18 protein-coding genes and 1 tRNA gene are annotated in these 18,232 nt (G+C 63.3%); 8 read left to right on the forward strand and 11 right to left on the reverse strand.

Going from position 1 to position 18,232, the window contains the following annotated elements; all coding sequences use genetic code 11:
• Positions 1–6: 6 nt before the first annotated feature.
• From nuoB to tpiA, 5 genes are all read right to left on the reverse strand, one after another.
• Positions 7–483, reverse strand: coding sequence for a NuoB/complex I 20 kDa subunit family protein (nuoB, locus tag CCR82_RS11115; RefSeq protein ID WP_201245855.1), 477 nt, complete (start codon positions 481–483; stop codon positions 7–9).
• Positions 484–539: 56 nt separating this feature from the next.
• Entirely contained in the window at positions 540–896 is a 357-nt protein-coding gene (locus CCR82_RS11120; protein ID WP_201245856.1) for an NADH-quinone oxidoreductase subunit A, read from the reverse strand.
• Positions 897–1,073: 177 nt separating this feature from the next.
• Positions 1,074–1,158 (reverse strand) — tRNA-Leu (locus CCR82_RS11125).
• Between the two features lie 74 nt (positions 1,159–1,232).
• Positions 1,233–1,721: a preprotein translocase subunit SecG gene (secG, locus tag CCR82_RS11130; protein ID WP_201245857.1), complete on the reverse strand. Its 489-nt coding sequence runs from the start codon at positions 1,719–1,721 to the stop codon at positions 1,233–1,235.
• Positions 1,722–1,772: 51 nt separating this feature from the next.
• Positions 1,773–2,537 (reverse strand): triose-phosphate isomerase, encoded by a 765-nt coding sequence (gene tpiA, locus CCR82_RS11135; protein WP_201245858.1) that lies wholly within the window; start codon positions 2,535–2,537, stop codon positions 1,773–1,775.
• 113 nt (positions 2,538–2,650) lie between these two features.
• On the opposite strand from tpiA, the gene smpB reads away from it, so the two are divergent.
• On the forward strand, positions 2,651–3,130 hold the full coding sequence (gene smpB, locus CCR82_RS11140; RefSeq protein WP_201245859.1) for an SsrA-binding protein SmpB: 480 nt from the start codon (positions 2,651–2,653) through the stop codon (positions 3,128–3,130).
• Here smpB and ggt read toward each other — a convergent pair.
• From ggt to CCR82_RS11170, 6 genes are all read right to left on the reverse strand, one after another.
• Positions 3,127–4,818, reverse strand: coding sequence for a gamma-glutamyltransferase (gene ggt, locus CCR82_RS11145; RefSeq protein ID WP_201246054.1), 1,692 nt, complete (start codon positions 4,816–4,818; stop codon positions 3,127–3,129). The genes smpB and ggt overlap by 4 nt on opposite strands.
• 71 nt (positions 4,819–4,889) lie before the next feature.
• Positions 4,890–5,144 carry a YfhL family 4Fe-4S dicluster ferredoxin gene (locus CCR82_RS11150; RefSeq protein ID WP_201245860.1) on the reverse strand — a complete coding sequence of 85 codons (255 nt, stop codon included), beginning with the start codon at positions 5,142–5,144 and terminating at the stop codon, positions 4,890–4,892.
• Positions 5,145–5,339: 195 nt separating this feature from the next.
• The gene (gene coaD, locus CCR82_RS11155; RefSeq protein WP_201245861.1) at positions 5,340–5,816 is read right to left on the reverse strand and encodes a pantetheine-phosphate adenylyltransferase; all 477 of its coding nucleotides are present in this window, start codon (positions 5,814–5,816) and stop codon (positions 5,340–5,342) included.
• Positions 5,817–5,901: 85 nt separating this feature from the next.
• Positions 5,902–6,555 carry a 16S rRNA (guanine(966)-N(2))-methyltransferase RsmD gene (rsmD, locus tag CCR82_RS11160; protein WP_338073153.1) on the reverse strand — a complete coding sequence of 218 codons (654 nt, stop codon included), beginning with the start codon at positions 6,553–6,555 and terminating at the stop codon, positions 5,902–5,904.
• Entirely contained in the window at positions 6,476–7,873 is a 1,398-nt protein-coding gene (locus CCR82_RS11165; RefSeq protein WP_201245863.1) for a M16 family metallopeptidase, read from the reverse strand. The genes rsmD and CCR82_RS11165 overlap by 80 nt, the downstream gene beginning before the upstream one ends.
• Positions 7,863–9,287 carry a M16 family metallopeptidase gene (locus CCR82_RS11170; RefSeq protein WP_242513409.1) on the reverse strand — a complete coding sequence of 475 codons (1,425 nt, stop codon included), beginning with the start codon at positions 9,285–9,287 and terminating at the stop codon, positions 7,863–7,865. Before CCR82_RS11170 ends, CCR82_RS11165 begins: the two co-directional genes overlap by 11 nt.
• Positions 9,288–9,405: 118 nt before the next feature.
• On the opposite strand from CCR82_RS11170, the gene ftsY reads away from it, so the two are divergent.
• The 7 genes from ftsY to CCR82_RS11205 all read left to right on the forward strand — a co-directional run bounded on the left by ftsY (position 9,406) and on the right by CCR82_RS11205 (position 18,086).
• Positions 9,406–10,575 (forward strand): signal recognition particle-docking protein FtsY, encoded by a 1,170-nt coding sequence (gene ftsY, locus CCR82_RS11175; RefSeq protein WP_201245864.1) that lies wholly within the window; start codon positions 9,406–9,408, stop codon positions 10,573–10,575.
• Positions 10,572–11,240: a cell division ATP-binding protein FtsE gene (gene ftsE / locus CCR82_RS11180; RefSeq protein ID WP_201245865.1), complete on the forward strand. Its 669-nt coding sequence runs from the start codon at positions 10,572–10,574 to the stop codon at positions 11,238–11,240. The genes ftsY and ftsE overlap by 4 nt, the downstream gene beginning before the upstream one ends.
• Positions 11,241–12,224, forward strand: coding sequence for a permease-like cell division protein FtsX (ftsX, locus tag CCR82_RS11185; protein ID WP_201245866.1), 984 nt, complete (start codon positions 11,241–11,243; stop codon positions 12,222–12,224). It abuts the gene before it with no gap.
• 205 nt (positions 12,225–12,429) lie between these two features.
• Entirely contained in the window at positions 12,430–13,278 is an 849-nt protein-coding gene (rpoH, locus tag CCR82_RS11190; protein ID WP_201245867.1) for an RNA polymerase sigma factor RpoH, read from the forward strand.
• A 234-nt stretch (positions 13,279–13,512) separates the two neighbouring features.
• Positions 13,513–15,060, forward strand: coding sequence for a hypothetical protein (locus CCR82_RS11195; RefSeq protein WP_242513410.1), 1,548 nt, complete (start codon positions 13,513–13,515; stop codon positions 15,058–15,060).
• 99 nt (positions 15,061–15,159) lie between these two features.
• Positions 15,160–15,945: a hypothetical protein gene (locus CCR82_RS11200; protein WP_201245868.1), complete on the forward strand. Its 786-nt coding sequence runs from the start codon at positions 15,160–15,162 to the stop codon at positions 15,943–15,945.
• Positions 15,946–16,064: 119 nt separating this feature from the next.
• Positions 16,065–18,086, forward strand: a complete 2,022-nt coding sequence (locus CCR82_RS11205; protein ID WP_201245869.1) for a sodium-translocating pyrophosphatase — start codon at positions 16,065–16,067, stop codon at positions 18,084–18,086.
• Positions 18,087–18,232 lie beyond the last annotated feature (146 nt).

The following is an 18,232-nucleotide window of genomic DNA, read 5'->3' on the forward strand; positions in this document are numbered from 1 at the left end:
GTGAGGTCACCGCGCGATGGTGTTGGTGCGACGGATCTTGTTCTGCAGTTGCAGGATGCCGTAGAGCAAGGCCTCGGCGGTGGGCGGGCAGCCGGGCACATAGACATCCACCGGCACGATGCGATCGCAACCGCGCACCACCGAGTAGGAATAGTGGTAGTAACCGCCACCGTTGGCGCAGGAACCCATCGAGATCACCCAGCGCGGCTCGGCCATCTGGTCATAAACCTTACGCAGGGCGGGTGCCATTTTGTTGACTAGGGTGCCAGCGACAATCATCACATCGGATTGGCGCGGACTTGGGCGAAAGATGATGCCAAATCGATCCAGGTCGTAGCGCGCGGCGCCGGCGTGCATCATCTCCACCGCGCAGCAGGCCAGTCCAAAGGTCATCGGCCAGAGCGAGCCAGTGCGGGCCCAATTGATCAATTGATCGGCGGTGGTCGTGACCACGCCTTCTTCGAGAACACCTTCAATACCCATTTCAGCCCCCTTAACTCAGCCGTTCGACATCTCGGCAGCAGCCGTCGAGTTGCCGGTCATTCCCAGTCGAGGGCGCCCTTGCGCCATTCGTAGATGAAGCCGACGACGAGGATGCCCAGAAATACGGACATGGAGAGTAGTCCGGCCGTTCCCAACTCCTCGAGCACCACGGCCCAAGGGAATAGGAAGGCGATCTCGAGATCGAACAGGATGAAGAGAATGGCGACCAGGTAGTAGCGCACGTCGAATTTCATACGCGCACTCTCGAACGCATCGAAGCCGCACTCGTAAGGAGCGTCCTTCTCGGGGTCCGGCCGACGTGGCCCAAGCAGCATCCCGAGAACGCGCGGCGCGAAGCCGATCAGAATCGCGACCGCCAGAAAAATCAAGATATGGAGATAGTCCTCTAACATCTAGCGGTGGCTCCAAGACGCAGGTCGTTTTACGCGACGAAAACCTTTCATATGCTAGAGCCTGCGCGCTCGGCTGTCAACCCAGAGAAGTCAGGCAAAACCATGCGAATCAACAAGTTATCTAGTAAACCCCATAAATAAAGGCGACCCCGCAAGCGGGTGTCGCCTTTTTCAGATTGGTGCCGACGGCCGGACTCGAACCGGCACGGCTTGCGCCACTGCCCCCTCAAGACAGCGTGTCTACCAATTCCACCACGTCGGCAAATTTGATGTCCCTATTATCGCAGATTTTGTGACTCAGAGGTTACGCAATTTGCACTCTACATTGAAGCGTATCTAATCAACCGGTGGTAAATCGCTTCCAGAGGCTGCTTCTGCGCTTACTCCTTCGTGCTCAGCGTTTTCATCATCTGCCGCGGCAGGTGGCAGATCGGATGGCTTTTTGCTAGGCACGACGGCATCCGGGGGCACTGCGGGAAGATCATCGGTCACTGGCGGTTTTTCGGACATCGGTTCGGAGGCGGGCGGCCCGTCTTGCTCCGACGCTGTCGGAATCGTCATATCGATGCCGTCCATGAGCCCTTCCGGCTCGCCGACGCGCGCGGCAAAGTAAGCCAATGCAATGCTGGTCAAGAAGAATAGGATGGCGATGATCCCTGTCGAGCGCGACAGGAAAGAGCCGGAACCCTGGGCGCCGAAGACGGTTGAGGAGGCGCCACTACCAAATGCCGCCCCGGCATCGGCACCCTTGCCATGCTGAAGCAGCACGAGCGTGATGAGGCCAATCGCGAGCACGAGATGGAGGACGGTCAAAATGAGCTGCATGAGAGGTCTCGATCTAGTGCAAGGCTTGGCGGACACCAAGCCCCCGTCGGTTTAGGCGTTCGCATCGCCTGCCTTGCAAATCGCCAAGAAGTCAGCCGCCTTGAGCGCTGCTCCACCAATGAGGCCGCCATCAATATCGGCCTGCGCCATCAGCTCCAGCGCGTTCCCAGGCTTCATGCTGCCCCCGTAGAGGATGCGCAGCTTGGCCGCGACCTCAGTATCTTTTTCGGCAACCCGCTGACGCAGGAAGGCATGTACCTCTTGCGCCTGCTCCGGGGTTGCGGTAACACCGGTACCAATCGCCCAAACTGGCTCGTAGGCAACGACCCCCTTTGCCAGCAGATTGAGGCCGTCAGGCAAGTCGAGCACCGCGCCGAGATGGCGGGCGACCACCTCCTCGGTCCTGCCCTGCTCGCGCTCCTCGAGCGTCTCGCCGACGCAGAGGATTGGTGTCAAACCATGCGCCGCGACCATTTGGCACTTCCGCGCGATCACGGCATCGGTTTCGGCGTTGAACAGGCGGCGCTCGGAATGGCCGATGATCGCGTAGGTGCAGCCGAAATCCCGGAGCATCGTCGCCGAAACCTGCCCCGTGAAGGCACCATCTTCCTCGCGCGAGCAATCCTGCGCGCCATATCGGATGGCGGTTCCACTCAGCATCTCTTCAGCGAGGTAGAGATAGGGAAACGGCGGGCAAACGGCGACCTCGGAGGTCCTAACATCACCAATGCCGACCTTGATACCATTCAACAGCTCAGCCGTCACGACCTTGCTGCCATTCATCTTCCAGTTACCCGCGATCAGGGGCTGACGCATGACTGTCTCCCGAAGAAAAGAGCCGATCATCTTAACGGGCTATCTGAAGCCACGCAAGCGCATACTGAAGAAAGATGCTTCCGTCCCGCCGGGTGGTGGCTTAGACTGTAGTGATGGCGAAAGGAAAGAAAAAAACCAGCCCCCCCAGCAGCACGATTGCGCTGAACAAGAGGGCTAAGCACGAATACCATGTCGAGCAGCGCCTGGAAGCTGGCCTCGTCCTCGAGGGCTGGGAGGTCAAGAGCATGCGTGCCGGACGGGTCCAGCTAAAAGAGGCCTACGTCAAGATTCTCCATGGCGAGGGCTTCTTGATCGGCTGCCATATCTCAGCGCTGTCATCGGCCTCAACCCACGTTGACCCAGACCCAACGCGCACCCGCAAGCTACTTTTGAAGGGCACCGAACTCAGCCGCCTGATCGGCCAGACCGAGCGCGCCGGCTACACGCTAGTGCCATTGGCGCTCTACTGGAAGCGCGGCCGCGCTAAGCTCGAGATTGGGCTTGCCAAGGGCAAGAAATTGCACGACAAGCGCGCCGACGCCAAGGAACGTGACTGGCAGCGGGAAAAAGAGCGCCTGTTTAAGCAGCATTAGGGAAGCTCCCGCACCTCGGCCTTGCCGATGCCGCGCGGATCACTCGCGGCGCGGACGCGCTTGGCCGCCCGATCCCAAGCGATCAGTTGCATGTTGCCGTAGTCCTGTGCCGCGGGCGACAGTCGATGACCCCGCGCCCGTAGCGCCTGCCGCAGTTCAGGGCCGAGCGCCTCGGGCTCGAACAGGATCTCATCGGGGAGGTCCTGGTGATGGAAGCGTGGCAATGCGACCCAGTCCTGCGGGTCACCGCCCGCGATCGCGGTCAGAATGCCATGCAGCACCATAGTGATGATGCGACTGCCCCCAGGCGTACCCAGGATGACCACCTGATCCTCGGAGGTCGCGAAGGTCGGACTCATGCTTGAGAGCATGCGTTTACCGGGTGCAATCGCATTCGCCTCCCCGCCGATCAAGCCATAGGCATTGGGCACGCCGGGCTGGGATGAGAAATCGTCCATTTCATCGTTCAGCAGCACTCCGGTCCCCGGCGGCACGAAGCCAGAGCCAAATGGATAGTTGATGCTCAGCGTTGCCGCCACCCGGTTGCCCTCGGCGTCCAAGATCGAGAAGTGCGTCGTATCCGCGCCTTCGGACGCGCTCGCCCGTGACACGCTCGGCGTCGCCCGCATCGGGTCAACCCCCCGCGCCAAACCCGCCGTGTAATAGGGATGCGTCAAACGTTCGATCGGCACCTCGACCTGATCTGGATCACCCAGATACAGCGCGCGGTCACGATAGGCGCGCCGCATCACTTCCACCAGGCGATGCACCCGGTCAGCCTCATCGGAGGGCACGCCAAGCCGAGCCTCGAGCGCTTCCAGCATCCCGAGCATCTGCACCAGCGCGACGCCACCCGAGGAGGGCGGCGCGGCACTGACGATCTCCCAGCCCTGGTAGTGCCCAACCACGGGCTCGCGCTCGACGACCCGATAGCTCCCCAAATCTTCTAGCGTCCAGATGCCACCGGCCGCACGGGTTCCGGCGACCAGGGCGCGCGCGATCTCGCCCTCGTAGAAACCGGCACGTCCATGCGCGGCCAGCGCCTCCAGCACCGCGGCGAGATCGGGCTGTCGGATGAGGGTGCCCAGTTCGGGTACCTCACCCGCCTCCAGGAACTGCGCGGCAGCGGACGGCGATGCCCGCAACACCTCGAGACGCCAGCTCGCCATGCGGCGATAGAGCTCATCGACCTCAAACCCCTCACGCGCGAGGCGTATCGCGGGCGCCAGGCTCTCGCTCAACGGCAATGTGCCGTAGCGCTCGGCGATATGCACCAGCGCTGCCGGCGCGCCGGGGACGCCTGCGGCCAGCGGTCCATTGAGCGAGGCGTCCTTAATCAAGGCCCCACTGTCATCCAGATAGAGATCGCGGGTCGCCGCGAGCGGGGCCCGCTCGCGGCCGTCGACCATCAGATCTCGACCATCGGCAGCTCTGTGCAACAGCCAGAACCCGCCCCCGCCAAGTCCCGAGCTGTATGGCTCGACCACGGCCAGCACCGCGCTGATCGCCACAGCCGCATCAAAGGCATTGCCCCCGGCCGCCATCAGCGCCAGCCCGGCCTCGGTGGCCCGGGGATGCGCGGTCGCCACCGCCATCGCCGGCGGGCGCGGAGACTCAGCCGACTCGGCCAGGACCACCGACTCAGCGAAGGCCCAGACCGGCAGCAATAACGCCACCAGCAGGAACATGCGCAAGCCAGCGATGAAAAAAAGGCCCCCGTCGGGAGCCTTAGTCCTGGTTTTCATCTAACGAGCCCGGGTCAGCTCGACTCACCGGTGATGCGCTCATACTTGGCGCGCAGCTCTTCTTCGGTCTCTTTGTTGTCCGGATCGACGATGATGCAGTCGACCGGGCAGACCTCGACGCACTGCGAGGTCTCATAGTGACCGACGCATTCGGTGCACAGATCCGGCTCGATGACGTAGATCTCGTCACCTTGCGAGATGGCGCCGTTCGGGCACTCGGGCTCGCAGACATCGCAGTTGATGCATTCGTCGGTGATGATAAGCGCCATGGTTCTACTCCTACGCGTGTCAATGATGGGACGGGGGGGGTAAGAAATGTCGGGAACCCCGTTATCCGGGCTGAACGCTCTGGGCTAAACGCGCTAGCGCGAACGCGACAAAACGTCTTTCCTCCGGGGCCGCAACGCAAAGTTTGCGGAGATTACCAGCGTCCGTTCGCCAGGGACATTGGGATGGCGCAAAGTTTATCCAAACCGTTGCCGCAATGCAGCATGGACGCTCGCATCGACAAACCCCGAGACATCGCCCCCGAGACGCGCGATCTGCTTGACGAGCGACGACGAGATATAGGCATATTGCTCTGCCGGGGTCAGAAACAGGGTTTCGATCTCTGGCGCCATGCGCCGGTTCATGCCGGCAAGCTGGAATTCGTACTCGAAGTCGGAGACCGCACGCAGGCCGCGCATGATCACATGCACACGCGCCGAGCGCGCGAAGTCGACCAGCAAGCCCGAGAAGGGCACCACTTCGACATTGTTCATGCGTTCACAGACGGTACAGGCCAGCGCGACCCGCTCCTCGGCGGAAAAGGTCGGATGCTTGGCGCTGTCGCGTGCCACCGCCACGACCACGCGATCGAAGAGCCGAGAGGCACGATCGATGAGATCACTGTGGCCATTAGTGATCGGGTCGAAGGACCCCGGATAGACGACGCTACGCAAGTTGTGTGCTCTTCATTAGGGGATTGCGATAGGGGCGAGCATAGCAAAGTCGCAGCCAGGCAGACCGTCCAGATACGCGTCTAGACTAGCGCCCAGCAGCGTTAGGCGTGCCGACCCGCGCCAACGCATAACGCACCTGACCCGCGTGCTTATCCCTAAGCCACCACCAATGCCCGGGCAAATCGGGCAGCGGCGTCGCCTTAGCGATCTCGATGTAGACCTGAGCGCCAACCGCCAGCCAACCGCCCACCTCTAGTTGTTCGAGCACCGGTACCAAGAGGCCGCCCCGGAAGGGGGGGTCTAGGAAACAGTGATCCACCGGCGCCAGCGACGTGCGTCCTAACCATTCCAACACATCAGCACAGTGCACGGTCACCTGATCGGCGCCAAGCTCAAGTACATTGGCCTTCAGTCTGTTCGCAACGGTCGCGTTGCGTTCGATCATGGTCACCGATCCGGCCCCACGCGAGGCCGCTTCCAGCCCCAACGCACCACTACCGGCAAAGCAGTCTAGAACACGGCTTCCTTCGATGCTCGGCGTTAACCAATTAAAGAGCGTCTCGCGAATGCGATCGGTCGTCGGCCGAAGCCCCGGCTGCACCACAACGGGTAGCCGACGTCCGCGCCAGCACCCACCGATGATGCGCAGACGCCCAGGCTCAGTCCTGGCCAACTGCGTCCGCGCCAACCTGTTGTGCCGCCTCGGGACCGGCCTCGGCACCGGACTCGCTCGAGCCACCGACCGCGACTACCGCTAAGCGCTCGGGATCAACGCGGCGACGGAACGCATCCCGGATCTGCTTGGCGCTCAGGGCGCGGATGCGGCCCGGAAAGGCGTCCAGATAATCGAGCGGCAGGTCATAGAACCCAATAACCGCTAGATAACGCACGATCTTGCTGTTGCCGGCGATGCGCAGCGGGAAGCCACCGGTGACATTCTTAATCGCCGCCTCTAGCTCCTCGTCCGTCGGCCCCTGCTCGATAAAACGCTTCAGGGTATCCAGCAGCACCTGTTGTGCCGCCTCGGCTTGGGCGTTCTGGGTTTGCAGCCCCATCACCAACGGCCCCTTCCGAGCCAATGGCGCAAAATAGCTATAGACACTATAGGAAAGCCCACGCTTCTCGCGCACCTCCTCCATCAGTTGCGAAACCAGCCCACTGCCTCCCAGGATGTGGTTGCCTAGGTAGAGCGCAAAATAGTCAGGGTCGCCACGGCGCATCCCGGGCTGGCCAAGATAGAGATGGGTTTGGCTGGACGGGAAGGCGATTTGATGCATTCTCCCTTGTTCGAGTGCCGGCACCGGCGGCAAGTCTGGAGGTGGCTCAGCGTCCGGAAGCGCGGCCGTGAGACGCGCCGCGAGGGTCTCAGCCTGGGCGCGATCGAGTGCGCCGACGATGGCGATGGTTGCGTTCGCCGCGCCATAATAGCGATTGTGGAAGGCACGCAGATCATCGGTGGTCAAAGCAGCGACACTCGCGGCAGTCCCACTCGGGTCCGAGGCATAAGGGTGCGCGCCAAAAATCGCTCGATAGAGTGCCTTGCGTCCCACGCTCCCGGGATCCTGTTTAGCCAACCGCAACCCGGTCAACCGGTTCTGCTGGACTCGCTCAAATGCGCTCGCGTCGAAGTTCGGCTCGGCAAGCACCTTGAGCAGGATATCTGTCGCGATTTCCAGTGCCTCGGGCTCGGTCAGCGAGCGCAGCCGCGTGTAGCTGGTATCGCGATCCACACCGGCTCCGAGTTCAGCCCCAACCGCCTCGACGCGCTCGGCAATCGCATCGGCATCCAGACCAGCGGCCCCCTCAGTCAGCATTGCCGCGGTCAGCGATGCGAGCCCGGGCTGCTCGCCATCGCGAGCACTTCCGGCATCGAAAACCACCCGCACATCGACCATCGGTAGCTCTTGCGCCGCGACGAACAGGACCTTGCCCCCCGTCGGGGTGCGCCAGGTCTGAATCTCGGGCACTGCATGAGCCCCGTGCATGACGAGCATGCCAAGCCCGAACACCGCGCTTAGCGCGAGCCGCGGTGACCTTAAACGAAGATTAATGAACATGGCGTTCCCCCGTGGTCATGGCCGTCTCGCCCGATGGCTTTTCACCATCCAAAGGCTGCGGATCGAGTAAGGCGACAGTGCGGTTCTCGTGCGTCAGATAGCGCCGTGCTACCGCCTGGATCTGCTCCGGGGTGATCGCGGACAACCGCTCTACAGTCTGATCGACGAGCTCCCAGCCAAGCCCAACGGTCTCGAACCGCCCGAGCAACATGGCCTGATAGAACACGCTATCACGCTCATAGATCTTATCGGCGATCAACTGACTGCGGATACGCGCCAGTTCCTGTTCATTCACCGGCTCAGTCCGCAACCGTTCGAGCTGCGCTAGGATCGCCTGCTCTAGGGCCTTGATTGAGGTCCCTTTGGCAGGTGTTGCATCGATCCGCAGCATCCCCGAAAGTCGAGCGAAGGCGTTATAGCTAGCGCCTACCGACACAGCAACTCGCTCCCCCCTGACCAACTCGCGGCTGAAGCGGGAGCTTGAGCCAGCATCCAACACCGAGGCTAGCATCTCCAACGCATAGGGTTCCCAAGACACCTCGGCATCACGTAACGTCGGTGTTTTCCAGCCCATGAGTAAGTAGGGCTCATTGGCCGGAGCCGCGACCACGAGTCGCTTCTCGCCTTGTTGAGCGGGCTCCTTGCGCGGCCGCGGCTGCAGTGCCGGGCCCGGCTCGAGCGGTCCGAAATAGGTCTTGGCCAGTGCAAAAACCTCATCCGGTTCCACGGCGCCAACCACGACCAAGGTGGCGTTATTCGGCGCATACCACATCCGGTACCAATCGCGCAGGGCCTCGACGTTCATGACCTCGAGATCGCTCTGCCAACCGATGATCGGGTGGCGATAAGGGGAGGCCGCATAGGCAGTGGCGTTGAACTGTTCGAAGGTCAACGCTTCTGGATCATCATCGATGCGCAGGCGGCGCTCTTCCTTCACTACCTCGATTTCTTTCGCAAACTCATCGGCGGGCAATGCTAAATTGCGCATTCGATCCGCCTCCAGCTTGAAGGCAATCTCGAGGCGATCCGCGGCTAAGGTCTCAAAGTAAGCAGTATAGTCACGCCCTGTGAAGGCGTTCTCGTCGCCGCCATTTTCAGCGATGATGCGTGAAAACTCTCCAGGCGCGAGCTGCTCCGTGCCCTTAAACATCATGTGCTCGAGGGCGTGCGAGACACCGGTCACCCCGCCGTGCTCATAGCTGGAGCCGACCTTGTACCAAACCTGGGAAGTCACGATCGGCGAGCGATCATCGCGCTTCACGAGAATCTTGAGCCCGTTATCTAATATCTGCTCATACACATCCTGGTGCTCGGCCGATAATGCATCATCGGTCCGCGCAGCGACCGGCGGGAGCGCAACAAGCATTGCCGCCAGCACCATAAGGACGTACGGTTTCATCATCGAATTGTCCATCGCATAAGCCTAACCTGGCCGCTAAGTGGCGACAGCGGCGCGTTGTTACAATGCGTCAACCACATGCTCGGCAGCCCTGGCCGCGACACATCATCGACCGAGTACTCAAAGACACCCCATGTTCGGATTTGGAAAGAAGAAGCAACGCCAGACCGAGGCCGAGGACGCGCTCAAAGACGCTAGCCTCGACCCGCAACCGAGCCCAGCGCCGGTAGCGGAGCCACTCATTGTCGACCTCCAGGGTGATGGGCAGCCATCAATAGAACACAAGCGCACAGAAAACCCATCCGATGCGGCGCCCGACCAAGGACGCCTCGGCGACGCGATCGCCCGCGCCGCAGCCAAACGCGAAGAAGAGACGTCACAGCAGCGCCGCCTCTTCGCGGGACTTAAGTCCGGGCTCGCGCGCACCCGGGCGGTCTTGAATGCCGATATTGGCGACCTCGTCTCCGGGCGCACCGAGATCGACGAGGACCTGCTCGAAGAACTCGAGATGCTCTTGTTGGCTGCCGATGTCGGCGTGCCCGCCACGCGCCGCATCATCGATGATCTGGCCTATCGCGTGAAGCGGCGCGAGGCCCTGGAGCCGGACGCCTTTCTCGCCGCCTTGCGCCGTGAGCTGGCCAGTCTTCTGGTCGCCAGCCAAGCGCCGGTGAAGCAGCCGACTGCGGGGCGGCCACAGGTGATCCTGATGGTCGGCGTCAACGGCGCCGGCAAGACCACCACCATCGGTAAGCTCGCCCGCCAGCTCAAAGATGAAGGCAACAGCGTCATGCTCGCGGCCGGCGACACCTTCCGCGCTGCCGCCGTCGAGCAACTGCAGAGCTGGGGCGAGCGTAATCAGGTGCCGGTGATCGCGCAGCACACCGGCGCCGATCCGGCCTCGGTGATCTTCGACGCGCTCCAAGCCGCGACCGCGCGCGGGATCGATGTGCTGATTGCCGATACCGCCGGGCGCCTGCACACCAAATCGAATCTGATGGAGGAATTGCGCAAGATCGCCCGTGTGCTCAAGAAGCTCGATGCCGACGCCCCGCACGAGGTGATGCTGGTGGTCGACGCCACCGCCGGGCAAAACGCCTTGCAACAGGCGGTGCAGTTCAACGACACCCTGCCACTCACCGGCATCACCCTGACCAAGCTCGACGGCACCGCCAAGGGCGGCATCATCTTCGCGATCGCCGAGCGCCTGCCGGTGCCGTTCCGCTTCATCGGCGTCGGCGAGCAGGTCGAGGACCTGCGCCCGTTCGAGGCCGAAACCTTCTTGGATGCGCTGCTGAGTCCGTGATCCGCTTCGAGCACGTCAACAAGCGCTATCCGCAGCGCGGCGAGGCGCTCAAGGATTTGAGCCTCGAACTCGCCGCCGGCGAGATGGCCTTCTTGACCGGCCATTCGGGCGCCGGCAAGAGCACCTTGCTGAAACTGATCGGCCTGATCGAGCGCCCGAGCCGCGGCCGCATCCTCGTCGATGGCCGCTCGCTCGGCGACCTCCCGCGTCGGCGTATCCCCTACCATCGTCGCGGCATCGGCATGATCTTCCAGGATCACCGGCTGCTGAACGATCGCACGGTCTCCGAGAATGTCGCCCTGCCCCTGGTGGTGGCCGGCATGGCCAGGCGCGAGGTCGGCCGGCGCGTGCGCGCCGCGCTCGATCAAGTCGGCCTGCTCGCCCTCGAGCGCGCGCAGCCCATCGCCCTCTCTGCCGGCGAGCAGCAGCGCGTGGGCATCGCCCGCGCCGTGGTCGCGCGGCCGCCGATCATCCTCGCCGATGAGCCGACTGGCAATCTCGACCCCGATCTGTCGAGCGAGATCTACGCCCTGTTCGAGCGTTTCCACGAGGTCGGCGTGACCTTGCTCATCGCCACCCATGATCAGGAGCGCGTCAGCCGCATGGCGTACCGCATCCTGCGCTTGCATCAAGGGCGACTGGTCGCCGACTCGGGGAACTGGTAGATGACGAGGCGCCGCTTTCAGCCCGTCAATCGGCGTCGCCCGCGCAGCCCTGGCCTGAGCCGCCGGCGTCTCTCGGCCTGGCTCGAGCAGCATCGGGAGAGTGCGCTCGAGAGCCTGTGGCGGATGCTGCGCCAGCCCTTGGCCACGCTGATGACCGTGGCCGCAGTCGCGATTGCCTTGGCCTTGCCGACCGCGCTGGTGGTGGTGCTCGATAACCTCAGGACGCTTGGCGGCGACTGGCAACGCAGTGCTGCGGTCTCGGTGTTCCTCGCGCAGGATCTCGACGAGGCCGAAGGTGCGCGGCTGCGCGAGCGCATCGCACAACGCCCGGAGGTGGCGACCGTCGCGCTGATCAGCCGCGCCGAGGGACTGGCCGAGTTTCGCGCCTATAGCGGTCTCGGCGGCGCCCTCGATCAGCTCAATGAGAACCCGCTGCCGGTGGTGCTCGAACTCCAGCTCCATCCCTCGGCCCTGGAACCGACGCACCTGACGCCATTCCTCGCGACCATCGAGGCCCTGCCCGAGGTCGCCTTCCTGCGCGAGGATGCGCAATGGGCGCAGCGCTTTCAGGCCATCCTCGGCCTGCTACGCGCCGGGGTCGCCCTGCTCGCGCTGCTGCTTGGGCTTGGCGTGTTGCTGGTAATCGGCAACACCATCCGGCTCGAGATCGAGAACCGCCGCGATGAGATCCACATCATGAGCCTGGTGGGCGCAACGAACAGTTTCGCCCGTCGTCGTTTCCTCTATAGCGGTGCCTGGTATGGCCTCCTCGGCGGGCTCCTAGCCTGGCTCTTGGTCACGTTGATGGTCTGGCTACTCGCCGACCAAGCCGCTTCACTGGCCAACCTCTACCATCGCTCGTTTGCGCTCCAGGGGCTAGGCGTCGCCGATGTCGCAACGCTTTTCGCCGGTAGCGCACTACTCGGTATCCTCGGCAGTTGGATTGCCGTCGGCCGCCATCTCGGTCTCAGCGACGACATTTGAGGCATGGGCGCGAACTTGTCGGCCGAATTGGCATCAAACCCCGAGACTCAATACCGCTAGATCAGCAGGGCCTCTTTGGGTTTGTCTAATCTTTGCCGTAGGAACTTTCTGTTCAAAGTCCGCTCGAAAACCCTGTCGCGACTATTGTCAAACGTCGCAAACACTGCTAGCATTATTCCCGAGCAAAACACTAGGGTATTCCATCATGAGCAACGACATCGCGGCCATTGGATCGTTATCAACTGGCAACATCGATACTTACATCTCGAGCGCCTACCAGATTCCAGTCCTGACTGCCGAGGAGGAGCGCTCCCTCGCCCTCAGACTGCGCGACGACGGTGACATGATGGCGGCGCGGCGCTTAGTCCTCTCACATCTGCGCTTCGTCATCCGCATCGCGCGGGGTTATCTCGGATACGGACTCCCCCTTCCAGACCTCATTCAAGAGGGTACGGTGGGGTTGATGAAGGCCGTTCGACGCTTCGAGCCCGATGTCGGCGTGCGGCTGGTCTCGTTCGCCGTACATTGGATTCGCGCCGAGATCCACGAGTACATCCTGCGTAACTGGCGCATCGTGAAGGTCGCCACCACTAAGGCGCAGCGTAAACTATTCTTCAACCTGCGCAGCTCCAAGAAGCGCCTGGGCTGGTTCACCAAGCAAGAGGTCGACGACGTCGCCGCTGATCTCGGCGTCAAGCCCGAGACCGTCCTCGAGATGGAATCGCGGCTCTCGAGTCATGATATGGCATTCGACGGGCACGACGACGATGATGACGAATCGCCGTCCGCGCCCTCGACCTATCTGCCGGATATCCGCATGGAGCCCGCCGCCGCGCTCGAGCGTGAGGACAACGATGGCTGGCAGCGCGAACGCCTGTTCGCCGCCCTCGAGCAGCTCGATGAGCGCAGTAAGACGATCCTGCGCGAGCGCTGGCTGAACGAGCGCAAGCAGACGTTGCACGAGCTGGCCCAGCAGTTCAATGTCTCGGCCGAGCGCATCCGCCAGATCGAGAAGAATGCGATGAACAAGCTGCGCGTTCAGCTCGAGTTCTAGCACCCCCAGATCGAGACGGGCGCATCGGCGAGCGAGAAAACCGGCGAGCGACGAAGCAAGCCGGGGCCTCTCGCTCGCCGGGCGTCCAGCAATCAGGGAGACCCGCCCGAGTCCCATGCACCATCCAGGCACCATCCATGCCTCATTCGGGCCTCATCCGGATCGACGGCTCCGTCGCGACTTTCATCACGAGCGCCAACCAGCCCACCGATGACTTCGATGATCACAACCTCGATGATCACCGCCTTCGCACGCCCCCGGGTTCGATTTGGCGTTGCCGGTTTCCTCACTGCCGCAGCCCTCATGACACCCCTGTTGGCGCATGCGGCCGTCCCGGCCACGCCGCTCATGACCCTCTACAAATTCAACGGACCGCTCGAGATCCCGTACTTCGAGATCGGCCCCGACGGCCCAGGCCGACCGGCCGGCCGCCTCCCGCAGGGCACCTCGGTCATCCCCTGCCTGGTCATTCGCAACGGCCGTGCGCTCACCGATGCCAAGGGCACGCCCTACGTCGGCTTCGAGGTCGTCGTCAATCCCGCCAAGGACAAAGGCGAGCGCGCCACGGGACGATTCAAGCGGGTCTTCTCCGAGCGCGAATCGCTCCAAGTCGAGAACCACCATTGCGACAGCAGTGTGCGTCACGTGCTCAATGTGCGTGACCTCTATGTGCTGAAGAAACCGCCTTTCTTCGATCCGCCCGGCCAGGGTGATCCGGCAGCCGCCGAACGCCAGGGGCAAAGCCGGTTGGATCAGATCGTGCGCGTCTTCCATAACTCCCCCGAATGCGCCTCGGTCGATGCCACCTTGCTCGGACGGCGGGCCCGACTCGCACTGGCTTGGGATCGCTTCATGAGCAAGCACGATGGGCGCTGGGACGCGACCACGCTGGCGCGCGCCAAGCATCTCGATTACAGCATGCGCACGGCCATCTATGAGGGACATCTCGACCGTGGCTGTTCGGCTTACGGCGCCTGTGAGCGCAATGTGGTGGTGCTCTCGATCCGCAACCGCGGGGTCGGCCACTGTCTGGCGCGCCAAGGCTGTCGGTTTCCGGGCGATTTCCAGGGCATCGCCTCCGATGTCTCGCAATACAACATCTGGGACGCCTATCTGACCCAGATCTCCGGGCTCACCTCCTGTTACCTGCGCACCGACCTTGCCAAGCGCGAGCATTACGATCGTGTCCAGGCCATGTACGCGCAGAGCGTCGGCGACGCCGAGACCATCCTCTATGGCGGCACGCCAGCACTGGCGAGGGTCTTTCGGGGCACCCCGCTCGGCGAGCTGACCGAGCTGCGCCATTACTACCACCCGCCGGCGATGGGAAAATGCTTTCCGCAGCATGATCGCATCGAGTACATGTCCGGCGCTGTCGCCAAGCAGGGCGCCGATCACGTCCTGCTCGCGAACACGCGGATCGAGGTTGGTGAGCGGGTCGGCAGCGGCTATCGCTTCCAGGCCTTTCGCTTCGAGCAGGACGGGCTGATCGATGCCGTGCGCATCGAAGATCAGTACCCTGGCTTCATCGTCGATGCGCGCAAGGTGAGCTTGGGTGGCGGTAGCGGCTGTACCCCCTATGGCGTCTCCAGCGGCTGCCGTTTTTCCAACATCGGTCGCTACCGGCGCACGCCGAGCTGGCTCAGTGCGGGCAAGCCGCTGGCCATCCACTGCCGCATCGATGCGCGCGGTGCCTCATGCCGCGACAGTGGACGCGAGCAACAGGTCACCGTCGGCGGTGCCTGCGATGTCGACATGATGCCGGTGGCGCGGGTGCGTTGAGGGCTGTTCACCCGGACGCGAAAGGGGGCATAATCCAGCGCTTTCCCGAACCGCCCTGCCTTTGGCACCTGGCAGGCGGGCAACCAGGGGGAGTAGCGCATGCCATACGACAGTCATCTGTATCAGATCTTGGCCCCGAACCCGGGGCTGGTCGCCTCACAATTGGACCCAGAAGCCTTCGCCAAGCATTACACGGCCGGCTCGGTCCGCTATTACGCCGGTAAGGTGGTGTTCGCGGAAATCGATCTCGATTACCGCCATCCCTACTTCAAGATCGACGAAGCCCTGGCCGGCTTGCAGCCGCACCCGGATGGCCGGCCCAAGGCGACCAAGTTCATCTCCACCTATCGGGTGCTCGAGCACATCGACCTCGAGGCCATCCAGCGCCTGTTCCTGAGCACCCCGGAAGGCTATACCCTCGGGCTCGATCCGGCGCCCTATGACAAGACGCACGAGGCCGGCTTCCTGCGCATCTACGCCGATATCGCGCCACTGCGCATGCTGGTGATGTCGCGGCTCGATTTCCCCGCCTTCGGCAAGTACATCACCGATCCGGGCTTCCCCAAGGGCGCGCCAAAACAGTTCTACACGCAGATCGAGCTCGATATCGAGCATTTCCTCGAGGAGTTCGAGGAGCGCCCCACCATGCATCCGCCGATCCCCGGCTTGCATCCCTCGAACCTGCGCGCAGCCATCATGGAACTGCGCGCCGAGCCGGACAAGCTGACCAAGGGCCTGCGCCTCGACAGCGCCTTCGAGACCATGCCCTACAAGGTCATTCGCCACGGCTTCATGTTCGCCTCCCAGGAGACGACCCGGTTCTTCCCGATGCCCTCGTCGGAGCAGATCGAAGCGACCAACTACCGCTTCTGGCGCGCCATGTAAGGCTCATGGCAGCCGGCGTGGACACACGCGCTCGCGGCCAAGCCCACCCCTTCAGCGGCCTTGCGCCGCTGCACATGACAACGACAACGATTCGAGCGAGAAGGAGAGTCATCTAAACCATGAGCCTGAATGCTCTCATACCCATCGTCTTTGGCATCCTGGGCCTGTGGATGGCCCAGCGGATCTTCCGCATCGTCAAGGCCTATCCGAAAGGCGAGTCGAAGGTCGCCGCCATCGGCGACGCCATCCACCTCGGCGCCATGGTCTTCATGCGCCGGGAATATACGGTGCTCGGCGCCTTCGCCGCCGTGCTCGTGGTGGTCCTGTTCATCTTCCTTGGCTGGAAGACCGCCCTCGCCTTCGTCGTCGGCGCCCTCACCTCGGCGCTGGCCGGCTTCATCGGCATGAACACCGCCACCCAGGCCAATGTGCGCACCACCGTCGCGGCGCATACCAAGGGCCCGGCCGAGGCGCTCACGGTCGCCTTCTTCGGCGGCTCGATCATGGGTCTGGCGGTCGCCTCACTGGGGCTGCTCGGCCTCGGCACGCTCTATCTGCTGTTCGGCGGCGACCCGGAGACGGCGCATGCCATCCACGGCTTCGGCATGGGCGCCTCGAGCGTGGCGCTGTTCTCCCGCGTCGGCGGCGGTATCTTCACCAAGAGCGCCGATGTCGGCGCTGATCTGGTGGGCAAGATCGAAGCGGGCATCCCCGAGGATGATCCGCGCAATCCCGGCGTCATCGCCGATAACGTCGGTGACAACGTCGGCGATGTCGCCGGCATGGGCTCGGACATCTTCGAGTCCTACTGCGGTGCGATGATCGCCACCATCGCCATTGCCTCGACCCTGGCGGTCGATGTCATCGACCCCATCGGCGAGCGCCAGGCGCTGATGTTCTTGCCGCTGGCCCTGTCCTCGGCGGGCCTGCTCTGCTCCATCGCCGGTATCTGGCTGGTGCGACACTTCTCCAGCCAGACCCCCGAGCGCGCGCTGCGCATCGGCACCATCGGCGCCAGCCTGCTGTTCATGGCCGTGGCCTATCTGGTGATCGTTGGCACCGGCATCAGCAGCGCGGTCTGGGGCGCGGTGCTGATCGGCGCCCTCGGTGGCATCGTCATCGGCCTGGTCACCGAGTACTACACCTCATCGAAACCGGTCGCCAGCATCGCGCTGGCCGGCGAGACCGGCGCGGCGACGGTCATCATCACCGGCTTCGCGGTCGGCATGCGCTCGGTGATCGTGCCGCTGCTCACCATCAGCGCCATCATCTTCGTCTCCAACGCCCTGGTCGGCCTCTATGGCGTCGGCATCGCCGCCGTCGGCATGCTCGCCACCGTTGGCATCACCATGGCCATCGATGCCTATGGTCCGGTCGCCGACAACGCCGGCGGCATTGCCGAGATGGCCGGCCTCGGTGTCGAGACTCGGCGCATCACCGATTCGCTCGATGAACTGGGCAACACCACCGCCGCCATCGGCAAGGGCTTTGCGATCGGCGCTGCGGCATTGGCGGCGCTGGCCATCATCACCGCCTATATCGAGAGCGTGTCCTTGCACGTGCCCGATTTCGAGCTGCTGTTGAGTGACCCGATGGTGATCATCGGCCTGTTCATCGGCGGCATCCTGCCCTTCGCCATCGCCGCCATCACCATGACCGCCGTCGGTGAGGCCGCGTTTGCGATGATCAACGAGATCCGCCGCCAGTTCCGCGAGATCACCGGACTGCTGGAAGGCACCGCCGAGCCGGATACCGCCCGCTGCGTGGACATCGCCACCACGGCGGCGTTGAAGAAGATGGTGCTGCCCGGCGTCATCGCCATCGCCGCGCCCTGGGTGGTCGGCTTCGTCCTCGGGCCAGCGGCGCTCGGCGGCATGCTCGGCGGCGCCCTGCTCGGCTGTGTGCTGCTGGCGCTGACCATGGCCAATGCCGGCGGCGCCTGGGACAACGCCAAGAAGTTCGTCGAGAAGGGCCATCACGGTGGCAAGGGCTCGGACACCCACAAGGCGACGGTGGTCGGCGATACCGTCGGTGATCCGTTCAAGGACACCTCGGGGCCGTCGATGAACATCCTCATCAATGTGATGGCGATCGTCAGCCTGGTGATCGCGCCGCTGCTCGGCAACAGCCTGCTGGGCTGAACCTGGTCTGATCTCTGATCGCGGGGCCGACTTCGATTGGGTCCACTCGGGGACAGGCTCAAGCAACAGACGCCGGCGCCGGGCAACCGGCACCGGTTTTTTGTATCAAGGCTTGCTTGCTGTGCCGTCCGGCGCTAGCTAAGGCT

The organism is Halochromatium salexigens (assembly GCF_016653295.1).
Classification (GTDB): Bacteria; Pseudomonadota; Gammaproteobacteria; order Chromatiales; family Chromatiaceae; genus Lamprobacter; species Lamprobacter salexigens.

Bases quoted from the DNA above. Each gene is read 5' to 3' on its own strand.
- CCR82_RS11200 (WP_201245868.1), top strand. From the start codon at position 15,160: ATGCCATACGACAGTCATCTGTATCAGATCTTGGCCCCGAACCCGGGG.
- CCR82_RS11195 (WP_242513410.1), top strand. From the start codon at position 13,513: ATGATCACCGCCTTCGCACGCCCCCGGGTTCGATTTGGCGTTGCCGGT.
- ggt (WP_201246054.1), bottom strand. From the start codon at position 4,818: ATGTTCCTGCTGGTGGCGTTATTGCTGCCGGTCTGGGCCTTCGCTGAG.
- secG (WP_201245857.1), bottom strand. From the start codon at position 1,721: ATGCAGCTCATTTTGACCGTCCTCCATCTCGTGCTCGCGATTGGCCTC.
- tpiA (WP_201245858.1), bottom strand. From the start codon at position 2,537: ATGCGTCAGCCCCTGATCGCGGGTAACTGGAAGATGAATGGCAGCAAG.
- ftsY (WP_201245864.1), top strand. From the start codon at position 9,406: ATGTTCGGATTTGGAAAGAAGAAGCAACGCCAGACCGAGGCCGAGGAC.
- ftsX (WP_201245866.1), top strand. From the start codon at position 11,241: ATGACGAGGCGCCGCTTTCAGCCCGTCAATCGGCGTCGCCCGCGCAGC.
- smpB (WP_201245859.1), top strand. From the start codon at position 2,651: ATGGCGAAAGGAAAGAAAAAAACCAGCCCCCCCAGCAGCACGATTGCG.
- CCR82_RS11165 (WP_201245863.1), bottom strand. From the start codon at position 7,873: ATGTTCATTAATCTTCGTTTAAGGTCACCGCGGCTCGCGCTAAGCGCG.
- nuoB (WP_201245855.1), bottom strand. From the start codon at position 483: ATGGGTATTGAAGGTGTTCTCGAAGAAGGCGTGGTCACGACCACCGCC.
- CCR82_RS11150 (WP_201245860.1), bottom strand. From the start codon at position 5,144: ATGGCGCTTATCATCACCGACGAATGCATCAACTGCGATGTCTGCGAG.
- CCR82_RS11120 (WP_201245856.1), bottom strand. From the start codon at position 896: ATGTTAGAGGACTATCTCCATATCTTGATTTTTCTGGCGGTCGCGATT.
- CCR82_RS11170 (WP_242513409.1), bottom strand. From the start codon at position 9,287: ATGGACAATTCGATGATGAAACCGTACGTCCTTATGGTGCTGGCGGCA.
- rpoH (WP_201245867.1), top strand. From the start codon at position 12,430: ATGAGCAACGACATCGCGGCCATTGGATCGTTATCAACTGGCAACATC.
- CCR82_RS11205 (WP_201245869.1), top strand. From the start codon at position 16,065: ATGAGCCTGAATGCTCTCATACCCATCGTCTTTGGCATCCTGGGCCTG.